Origin of the sequence: Phycisphaera sp., from assembly GCA_025916675.1 — a bacterium.
Taxonomy (GTDB): Bacteria; Planctomycetota; Phycisphaerae; order Phycisphaerales; family UBA1924; genus JAHCJI01.
Map to the genome: position 1 here is coordinate 3,607,782 of CP098402.1, position 9,810 is coordinate 3,617,591.

Genomic DNA, 9,810 nt, shown 5'->3' on the forward strand with positions numbered 1-9,810 from the left:
GGAATGCTAGGTTGGCGCACGGGTGCGTCACGGCCGCGTGAGACCACTGTTTGACAGCAGGGCCAGCACACCAGGCCCGAATTCTCGCAAAGAGAGGATACACCATGAACCGTATCACGACCCAGACGTTGTCCGCCCTTGCCACCCTAACCATCGCCGGCCTCGCCATGGCCGACGACCCCACCGTGTATAGCGACTGGGGAGCCGGGGCCGACGATATCGCCGATACCGTCGACGCCTTCCGCGACGCCCTGGGCGATCTCAACCGCCCCGAGCCCGGCACCGTGGGCACCGGCCGCCGCCAGATCGATTGGGACGCCGCCCCCGACGCCGTGAGCGCGCCCAACGACTTCCCGGGCGACTTCTTCAACTTCCCAGCGTTTCCCCGCGCCCGTGGTGTGGTCTTCACCACCCCGGGCGACAGCTTCCAGCTCTCGGCCACGCTCGATAGCGGTGCGGGCGTCGAGTTCTCGAACATCGATCCCACTTACGACGACCTGTTCTCCACCTTCAGCCCCGAGCGTCTGTTCACGCCCATCGGCAGCAACATCGTCGACGTCCACTTCCGCATCCCGGGCGAGGACCGCGCCGCGTCGAGCACCGGCTTCGGTGCTGTCTTCAGCGACGTCGACACCGCCCGCCAGACCAGCCTGACCTTCTACGGTCTGGACGACGAACTGCTGGGAACCTACTACGTCCCGTCGGCCTCGATCGACAACGAGTCGCTCTCGTTCCTGGGCGTCAAGTTCGACGAAGCCATCGTTACCCGCGTCCGCATCGTCAACGGTGACACCGCCCTCGAGGCCGGCGTCACCGAGAGCTGGCCCGCGAACGACCTGGTGGTCATGGACGACTTCATCTTCGGCGAGCCCAACTTCCTGCCCTGCTTCGCCGACCAGGACGCCAACGGCTCGCTGGACATCTTCGACTTCCTGGCCTTCCAGAACAGCTTCGCCGCCGGCGACCTCGCCGCCGACTGCGACGGCAGCGGCCACCTGGACTGGTTCGACTTCCTCTGCTTCCAGAACGCCTTCGACGCCGGCTGCCCGTAAGGCTCCATGATCCGTGACAAACACGCCCGGGCGAGGCTGGAGAGGGGCTCGCTCGGGCGTTGTCGCGTGCGCGTGTCGTGTGCCATATGCTGGCTCATGGATCGCTCAATGCTGTACCGCGTGCTTGTTCCGTATCTGCTCTTGTTGTTGCCCGTGTTCGCCCATGCGAGCGGTGAGCCTGGGACGATCGCCACCGGGGGCAACCCGGCCTCGCTCGTGGTCTTCGATGGAGCGGTTTCCGTCGCGACCCTCGGCGATGGCACCGTGCTGGCCGCGCGGGCGATCGCCGGCGAGGGCCGCGTCGTCGCCATCGGGCACGGCGGGTTCCTCAACGATGATCGCGGCGACACGGCCGCGTTCCTCGACGAGCAGATCGCCTGGCTGTGTGAGGGCGATGCGACCACCGCCTGGGGCGTACCCGAGCCGATGCGCGAGCGGCTCGCCGCAAGCGGGCTCGATCTCGAACCCGTCGAGGACGGCATCGCCGCGCTCGACCTCGGAGGCGTCGAACTCGTTGTTGGATCACCCCAGGCCTTCGCCCGCGCCGGCCGGCTCGATGACCTGGGTGCCTGGCTCACCTCCGGCGGCGCCCTGCTCAGCGTCGAGACCGCGTGGGGGCAGATCCAACTCGGCCACGCCACCAGCACCGACGATCTCGCCGCCAACACGCTTCTTGGCGAGCATGGCATCCTCTACACCGCTCGCGCCCTCTCGCCGGGACGCGATGGCATGTACACGCTCGACCCATCGGCCAACACGCCAGCCAACTCGACGCACGCCCTGCGTGTCCTCGCCGGCGAAACCGGGGGTAACCTTGAGCTCGCCGCCCGGGTCGTCCGGCAGGCCCTGGCCATCGTGCCGATGGAGAGCGCCCTCATCGACAGCGCCGACACGCTCGCGATCGGGCACGCCGACGAGCTCAGGGCGGCGTACGCGTCGATGGCCGCCGCGCCGCTGAAGCTCGCCGAGCACCCCTTGGCGTGCGCGCTGCTCGACCTCGAAGCCCGCCGTGCCAGCCTGGGCGATGTCCGCGCGCACCCGAGCGCCGCCGCGTTCCCCGGTGCCGTGCCCGACGACGCCCCGCGTGTCACCAGACGCGTCGAGCTCGACGCGATCGGCGGCTGGCGCTCCACCGGCCTCTACGCGGCACCCGGGGAGGCCATCACCGTCCGCGTGCTCGAAGGGGATGCCCAGGGCCTGCACACGCAGATCGGCTGCTGGCTCGACCCGCAGGACTTCGACGACCGCCACCGCTTTCCCGTCGCGGTCTACCGCGCCCCGTTCGAGGACAACGCGTCTACCCTCGCCTCGCCCATCGGCGGCCCGGTGTACGTCGATCTTGGCGACCGGGCCGAGCCGGTCACCGTCGAGGTCGCCGGCGCCATCGAGATGCCCCGGTTCCGCCTGGGCGTCAACGGGCCGAACGAGTGGCGTTTGCGGTTGCGCGACCGTCCCGCGCCGTGGGCCGAGCTCGAGTCGGACAACCTGGTGCTCACGCTGCCGGCCGAGGCCATCCGCGACATCACACGCCCCGATCTGGTCATGCAACACTGGGACCGCGTGCACGAGGCCATGCAAGCCCTCGAACCCCGCTCGCCCCGCCACTGGCCAAGCAGGCAGTACCGCTACGTCGCCGAGAAGAAGCTGAGCTGGGGCTACATGTACTGCCCCAGCGACGCGCCCATCGTCATCCCGCTTGGCGAGGCCGGCGCGATGGTCGACGTGGCGAACTTCGACGCCGACGGCCCCAACGAGCTCTGGGGCCACTACCACGAGATGGGCCACGCCCACCAGAACCCCCTGTGGACCTTCGCCGGCACGGGCGAGGTCACCGTCAACATCTTCACCGTACTCGCGCTGCACACCATCAACGGCTACCCGCTGGGGAGCGAGGCCATGCGCAGCGACCCTGACCGCGCCCTGAGCGCCATGCATGCCCACATCGAGAGGGGCGCTCCGTTCCACCGCTGGAAGAGCGACCCCTTCCTGGCACTGCAAACCTACGCCCTGCTCTGGCACGCCTTCGGCTTCGACGCCCTCGACCGCGCGTTCCGCTCGTACGAGACGCTGCCCGACAGCGAGCGGCCCCAAGACGACCAGGCCAAACGCGACCGCTTCGTCATCCAGATGAGTGAGGCGGTCGGCCACAACCTCGAGCCCTACTTCCGCGCGTGGGGCGTGCCGCTGACCGATTGGCCAGCGCAGGAACTGGCCGGCCTGCCCGAATGGATGCCCGACGGCTACGAAGCACCGTAAGACACGAACCCGATCCGGGCGCCGGGGCATCCGCCGTCCGGGCCGAAGGCCCGCCAAGGGAGCGCAGCGACCGCCCCAAAACAAACCTGCTTAGCACAGCTCTGGCGCAGCCGTCTTCGGCTCCGCCAGAGCGTCGGGCGTTCGGAGGGCCCCGACGCGGCCTACGGGCACCCCGCATCGAACGCGTTCTGGAACGCCAGGAAGTCGAAGATGGTCAACTCGCCGTCGTAGTCGAAGTCGGCCCAGGTGCTGCCGCTGTCGAACAGGTTCTGGAACGCCAGGAAATCGAAGATGGTCAGCTCGCCATCGACGTCGAGATCGGCCCGGCAGTCATTTTCGCCCTCAACGGGCACCGGCGGCAGGCGGTTGATGTCGTCGATCTCGGGCGTGTTGTTGGTGCGGCCGCGGCCGATGCGGAAGATGGGGCCGCTGGGCTCGCCATCGAGCGGTGTGTCGGCCGAGACCCACCCGCCGCGTATGCCCGGCTCGAAGGCCCGGACGACGCCGTCATCCACAACGTGCAGGAAGCCGAAATCGTCGAACTGCAGGGCCGTGGGCGCATCGACGCCGGGCAGCGTGGGCTGGGCATCGACCGACGGGCGGCCCGCGCCGTCGCGCACGATCTTGGTCAGCGTGGGCGAGCCGGCCGAGGCGATCCACTCGCTGCCATCGATGGGATTCACGGTGACCGAGCCGTCGCCCATCAGCGGCGCGGCCATGGGCACCTGGTCGTTGCGGCGGATGGCAAGATCCTGCGTCACGCGGAGCAGTCGGCGGTCGGCGACGCTGAGCACGATGAGCTCGTCGGTGGCGTCGTCGTAGAACATCGAGTCTGGCGTGGCGGGCAGATCGACCGAGTCGGTCAGCGCGATCGCGCCGTCGTCGGTGAGCTCGTAGCGCTGTATGCCCGACGGCGTCGCGACGTACGCGCTGCCGTCACGGCCAACGACCAGATCCACCGCCGAGGGGAAGGAATCGACCGTCTCGAACTCGCCGTCGAGGAAGTGGACCTTCGACAGCGTGGCGAAGCCGCGGTCGGGCTGCGAGAGCACGAAGCCCTCGGTGGGCAGCACGCCCTGGGCCATCGCGATAAGGCGGTCGCCGCCGGGCCACGGGCGCACGCGGAAGCGCTTGAACTCGGGCTCGTCGGTGGTGGCCGGGGGGATGGTCAGGTCGACGTCCTGCGTCACCGGATCGGTCGTCAGCCCGTGCATGGGCAGGATCATGCCCGCGCCGTCCAGGAAGCCGTCGCTGGAGGCGAACTGGGCGACCTGGTACATCGGCCGGGGAAAGAAGATGGTCTCGTTGCCGCGCTTGAAGCGCCAGGCCACCGAGCGGTTGAAGAAGGTGAACGTCGTGAAGAAGTCGCTCTGCTGGAAGATCGAGTCGCCGCTCGACGGATCGCGGAAGCCCAGCAGCATGTCGCGCGGGTCGCCGCAGGTGCCAAGGCCGGCCCACATGGTGACCATGTGCCCGCCGTCGCGGGTATACAGGCCCGTGCCCGATTCGTCGTACCAGCCGATGAGCGGCAACACGATGGTCCCCATCCGCATCTGGTCGGCCAGTTGGAGGGGGTTGAGGCCCTCGAAGCCGGCGGCCTGGAAGCTGCCGACCATGAAGAAGCCCTCGCCGCTGAGGGCCGATTGCGTGGCGACCCGCCAGGGCGTCATGGTGGTGCCATTGTCCGGGTCGGTGAACATCACGACGCCCAGGATGGCCAGCAACCCGCTGATGTCGTCGTAATGGGCCTGGCTCTGCCAGTTACGCGGGCCGTCGAGCAGGCCGGGGTGGCCGTGGTTGGTGATGTACGCCAGGGCGTTGGCCGTGGCCGTGGGTATGCAGTACATCCGGCCGTCGTTGGGCAGGTCGCTGCGCTGCTGGTCGAAGTCGGGCATGCCCAGGCGGAACACGCTGCACTGGGCCTGGGCGCCGGGCACGGCGAGCCACAGGCCGAGGCACGCCCCGGCGGACGCGACAAGAATGGGCGCACGACTCGAACGGCTGGCACGGCGTGTTCTGCTGGTCATGGCGGCACCTCTCCCCCGAGCGCCGCGGCATGACGGGCCCTGTGTTCTAATTAAAACGGACCCACGCCCGATTGGTCACGGCGATTCTTATGAGGACTTTCCCGTGTTCATAGCGATTGAAGGACCGGATAACCGGGCGGGCCCGCTCGCCCGCTAAGAGCAGCCGGCGTCGAAGGCGTTCTGAAAGGCCAGGAAATCGAAGATCGTGAAGTCGCCATCGCCGTCGAAGTCGGCGATGGGGTCGCCGGTGTCGAAGAGGTTCTGGAACTCGAGGAAGTCGAAGATGGTCAGCGTGCCGTCGCCGTCGAGGTCGGCCGGGCAATCGAAGGGGCCGCACTGGTTCAGCAGCACGCCGACGTTGCCGCTAAAGAGGTTCACCACGGCCAGGTCGGCGTCGCCGTCGCCATCAAGGTCGCCGATTGCCAGGGAGACGGGCGCGTCGCTCGCGCCGTAGAGCACATCACTGGCAAAGGTCCCATCCCCGTTGTTGAGCAGCACGCTGACGGTGTCGCTTGCCGCGTTCGCCACGGCCAGGTCGGCGTCGCCGTCGCCGTCCAAGTCACCGATCGCCACAGAGACGGGCGCGTCGCCCGCGCTGTAGAGCACATCTTCGGCGAAGTTCCCATCGCCGGCGTTGAGCAGCACGCTGACGTTGCCGCTGAAGTCGTTCACCACGGCCAAGTCGGCGTCGCCGTCGCCGTCCAAGTCACCGATCGCCACGGACCGAGGCGCATCGCCCGCGCCGTAGGGCACATCATCGGCAAAGGTCCCATCCCCGTTGTTGAGCAGCACGCTGACACTGTCGCTCTCAAAGTTCGCCACGGCCAGATCGGCATCGCCGTCGCCATCAAGGTCGCCGATCGCCACAGAGAAGGGCCCAACGCCCGCGCCGTAGAGGACATCTTCGGCGAAGGTCCCATTGCCGGTGTTCAGCAGCACGCTGACGTTGTTGCTGAATTGGTTCGCCACGGCCAGGTCGGCGTCGCCATCGCCGTCCAGGTCGCCCATCGTCACGGCCACGGAAAGGGTGCCCGCGCCGTAGGGCACATCATCGGCAAAGGTCCCATCCCCGTTGTTGAGGAGCACGCCGACGTTGCCGGTCGCCACGGTCGTCACGGCGAGATCGGCGTCGCCGTCGCCGTCCAGGTCGCCCAGCGCCACGGAAGAGGGCCCAACGCCCACGCCGTAGAGGACATCTTCGGCGAAGGTCCCGTCGCCATTGTTCAGCAGCACGCTGACGTCGTTGCTGACCTGGTTCACCACGGCGAGGTCGGCGTCTCCATCGCCATCCAGGTCGCCCAGCGCCACGGAGCGAGGCTGATCGCCCACGCCGTGGAGCACCTGAGGCGCGAAGATCTCGGCGGGGTCGCACGTTTGGGCCAGGGCGATCGGGGCCAGGACGGCGAGCACGGCCACGGCATGGCGAGTCGTGGGCATGTGGGGTCTCCTCTCGGACGCATCCCGCTTCATACGCGGGGCGGGGTGCAAGGGGTTTCGTGGCTCGCCGAGGCGGGCGTTCGTGCACGCCTACGGGCAGCCCGCGTCGAAGGCGTTCTGAAAGGCCAGGAAATCGAAGATCGTCAGCGCCCCATCGCCGTCGAAGTCGGCGATGGGGTCGCCGGCGTCGAAGAGGTTCTGGAACTCGAGGAAGTCGAAGATGGTCAGCGTGCCGTCGCCGTCGAGGTCGGCCGGGCAGCCGGAGGCCCCGCACTGGTTGAGCAGCACGCTGAGGTTCCTGGCGAAGAAGTTCACCACGACCATGTCGGCGTCGCCGTCACCATCGAGATCGCCGAGCGCGACAGATTGCGACCCGCCGCCCGCGCCGAAGCGCACGTTGGGCGCGAACGTGCCGTCGCCGTTGTTGAGCAGCACGCTGGCGTCGCCCGTGCCGGAGTTGGCCACGGCCAGGTCCGCGTCGGCGTCGCCGTCCAGATCGGCGATCGCCACCGACTGGGGTCTGTTGCCCACGTCGTAGAGCACGTCGGGTGGGAAGGTGCCGTCGCCGTTGTTGAGCAGCACGCTGACGTCGCGGCTGTTCTCGTTGGCAAGGGCCAGGTCCAGGTCGCCGTCGCCGTCCAGGTCATCCATCGCCACCGATGCGGGCCCGTTGCCCGCGCCGTAGAACACCTGGGTCGCGAACGTGCCATCCCCATTGTTGAGCAGCACGCTGGCGTTGCCCCCGTTGCCGTTGGCCACGGCCAGGTCGTTGTCGCCGTCGCCATCGAGGTCGCCGATCGCCACCGAGAGCGGCCCGCTGCCAACGCTATAGCGAACATCGGTCGCGAAGGTGCCGTCGCCGTTGTTCAGCAGCACGCTGACGCTGTTCTCGGTCGATCGCTGGTTGGCCACGGCCAGATCGAGATCGCCGTCTCCGTCCAGGTCGCCGATCGCCACGGACTCGGGCAGATCGCCCGTGCCGTAGCGCACGTCCGATGCGAACGTACCATCGCCGTTGTTGTGCAGCACGCTAACGTTGCTGGAGGCGATGTCGTTGTTGACCACGACCAGGTCGTTGTCGCCGTCGCCGTCCAGATCGCCGATGGCGACATCGACGGGCTGCTCGTCCGCGCCGTACCGGACGTCGGACGCGAAGGTGGCGTCGCCGTTGTTGAGCAGCACGCGCACGCTGGCGTCGTCGAAGTCGGCCACGGCCAGGTCGTTGTCGCCATCGCCATCCAGGTCGCCGATGGCCACGGCGAAGGGCAAGGTGCCCGCCTCGTAGCCGACCCCTGGCGCGAAGATCTCGGTGGGGTCGCAGGGCTGGGCCAGCACGGATGCCGGGGCGGCCAGCGTGAGGGCGGCCAGGGCGAGGACGGTGGTGGTGCGGTTGGGCATGGGGGGCTCCTCCTATAGGGCCAATATACCGGAACACGCCCCGCGATGCAAGGGAAGGTCCGCCCGGCGCCCGTCCCGCCCGGGGCCATCGCGGTCCACGCTGGGGCTCTCTCGATCTTGGCCGACGTTCTCTGGGTCATGGCCGATGCTCTTTCGGTGCTGGCTGGAACCGCTCCGGTGGGCACCGAGGCGGTTTCGGTCCGCCCGGATGCTCTCTTGGTCCACCCGGATACGGCGTCGGTCAGGACCGGAGCGACTTCCGGATGGGGATATTGGACGTTGGGTGTGCTCGCGGACGCGGCTGGGGGCGTCTGAGGGGTGGTTGTATTTATAAAGACCGAACATAAGAACCAGGGCGTCTGCGAAGGCACGAAAAATATTCGGACTCGGAGTGAAGTCGCGCGTTTGGTGGGCCGATGCATTTTTAGACCGGACCGGCGTGGTCCGGGAAGTTCCGTTTTCGTGGCGGGCGTCGCGACGTTTGGGGCCGGCCGCAAAAGGAGTGCTGCATATGCAGACCTTCGTTTGTACAGCGTTGCCGGCCGATCGCGCGATGGCCGGTGTTCTTGACTCGCACACACGCGGGAGCGCGCGTCCCGCCGGATATAAGAATGGGGGTGCATCATGAGCACCATCCCTGAGAGCAACGAGCAGGCCGTGACGTGGGTGGTCGACCACCTGGCCACGTGGCAGGCCGATCCGGCGTCGATCGGTCTGGATCCGGCCGACATCACGGCGCTGGCTGGTCTGGCGAGCACGGCCTCGAGCCGGCTGCAAACCAGAAATAATGCCCGCGCCGCGGCGGTCGGGGCGACGGGTTCGTTCAACGCGGGGGCCAAGGAGATGCGCGACTTCGCGTCGTTGCAGGTCCAGCGCATCCGCACGTTCGCCCGGGCCGCCGCCGACCCGTCCAGCGTCTACGAGGACGCGGGCATCCCGGCCCCGGCCGACCCCGCGCCGGCGCCCGCGCCCGGCACGCCGCAGGCGTTCACGGTTGGGTTGTTGCAGAACGGGGCGCTCGAGCTGAAGTTCAAGTGTCCCAACCCGCCGCGGACCGGCCCGCTCACATATCGCGTCGAGCGCCAAACCCCCACCGGAGGTGGGCAGGTGCCGTTCGTGTTTGTCCTGAACGCGAAGGAGCGGAGCTTCGTCGATAGCACGATCCCGCCCGGCACGGCGCAGGTTGTGTACCGCGTGACGGCCCAGAGCTCGACGCGCGACGGCAACCCCGGGCAGTTCGGCGTGCAGTTCGGTGCCGGCAACCAGGCGATGGTCTTCGCGATGCCGCCGGGCGGCGAGAAGGCGGCGTAGGGATTCTTATGTTCCTTGATTTGGCGAGGGGGTCCGGTGCGAGCCGGGCTCCCTTGTTGTGTGGTGGTGCTGCTGGGGGGCTTGGGTGTTCGGGTTGTGGTGATGACCGTTCTCGAATGTTCGACGCTCTGGCGGAGCGGAAGACCGCTGCGCCAGAGCTGCGCGAAGCTGGTTTGTTTTGAGCGCTCGCGTTGCTCGCTTGGCGGCCGCATGAGCGGCCGGGCCCTTGCGGGCCGCGCCGGGGCATGCGCCCTGCGCCGAAGACGGCTGGTGCGGATGCCCCGGCGTTGTTGTGTCGCCTCGGCGGCGGGCCCAGGCGCCGGGGACAT

Annotated in this window: 6 protein-coding genes; 3 read left to right on the plus strand and 3 right to left on the minus strand. The window is 68.3% G+C overall.

The features are described from left to right. Window positions 1-104 precede the first annotated feature (104 nt). Window positions 105-1,052 (plus strand): hypothetical protein, encoded by a 948-nt coding sequence (locus NCW75_15510; protein ID UYV12683.1) that lies wholly within the window; start codon window positions 105-107, stop codon window positions 1,050-1,052. Between the two features lie 96 nt (window positions 1,053-1,148). Further along, complete coding sequence (locus NCW75_15515) at window positions 1,149-3,308, plus strand: M60 family metallopeptidase (GenBank protein ID UYV12684.1); 2,160 nt, start codon at window positions 1,149-1,151, stop codon at window positions 3,306-3,308. Window positions 3,309-3,469: 161 nt separating this feature from the next. On the opposite strand, the gene NCW75_15520 is transcribed toward NCW75_15515, so the two are convergent. The 3 genes from NCW75_15520 to NCW75_15530 all read right to left on the minus strand — a co-directional run bounded on the left by NCW75_15520 (window position 3,470) and on the right by NCW75_15530 (window position 8,170). After that, window positions 3,470-5,335: a hypothetical protein gene (locus tag NCW75_15520; GenBank protein ID UYV12685.1), complete on the minus strand. Its 1,866-nt coding sequence runs from the start codon at window positions 5,333-5,335 to the stop codon at window positions 3,470-3,472. 153 nt (window positions 5,336-5,488) lie between these two features. After that, a complete protein-coding gene (locus tag NCW75_15525) occupies window positions 5,489-6,772 on the minus strand; it encodes an FG-GAP-like repeat-containing protein (GenBank protein ID UYV12686.1) in 1,284 nt (427 codons plus the stop codon). Between the two features lie 90 nt (window positions 6,773-6,862). Beyond that, window positions 6,863-8,170 (minus strand): FG-GAP-like repeat-containing protein, encoded by a 1,308-nt coding sequence (locus tag NCW75_15530; GenBank protein UYV12687.1) that lies wholly within the window; start codon window positions 8,168-8,170, stop codon window positions 6,863-6,865. 624 nt (window positions 8,171-8,794) lie between these two features. Between NCW75_15530 and NCW75_15535 the strand changes: the two genes are divergently transcribed. Further along, window positions 8,795-9,481, plus strand: coding sequence for a hypothetical protein (locus tag NCW75_15535; protein UYV12688.1), 687 nt, complete (start codon window positions 8,795-8,797; stop codon window positions 9,479-9,481). Window positions 9,482-9,810 lie beyond the last annotated feature (329 nt).

What these genes read in the sequence shown, in the direction of transcription:
- NCW75_15510 (UYV12683.1), top strand. Translation starts at nt 105, where the DNA reads ATGAACCGTATCACGACCCAGACGTTGTCCGCCCTTGCCACCCTAACC.
- NCW75_15515 (UYV12684.1), top strand. Translation starts at nt 1,149, where the DNA reads ATGGATCGCTCAATGCTGTACCGCGTGCTTGTTCCGTATCTGCTCTTG.
- NCW75_15520 (UYV12685.1), bottom strand. Translation starts at nt 5,335, where the DNA reads ATGACCAGCAGAACACGCCGTGCCAGCCGTTCGAGTCGTGCGCCCATT.
- NCW75_15525 (UYV12686.1), bottom strand. Translation starts at nt 6,772, where the DNA reads ATGCCCACGACTCGCCATGCCGTGGCCGTGCTCGCCGTCCTGGCCCCG.
- NCW75_15530 (UYV12687.1), bottom strand. Translation starts at nt 8,170, where the DNA reads ATGCCCAACCGCACCACCACCGTCCTCGCCCTGGCCGCCCTCACGCTG.
- NCW75_15535 (UYV12688.1), top strand. Translation starts at nt 8,795, where the DNA reads ATGAGCACCATCCCTGAGAGCAACGAGCAGGCCGTGACGTGGGTGGTC.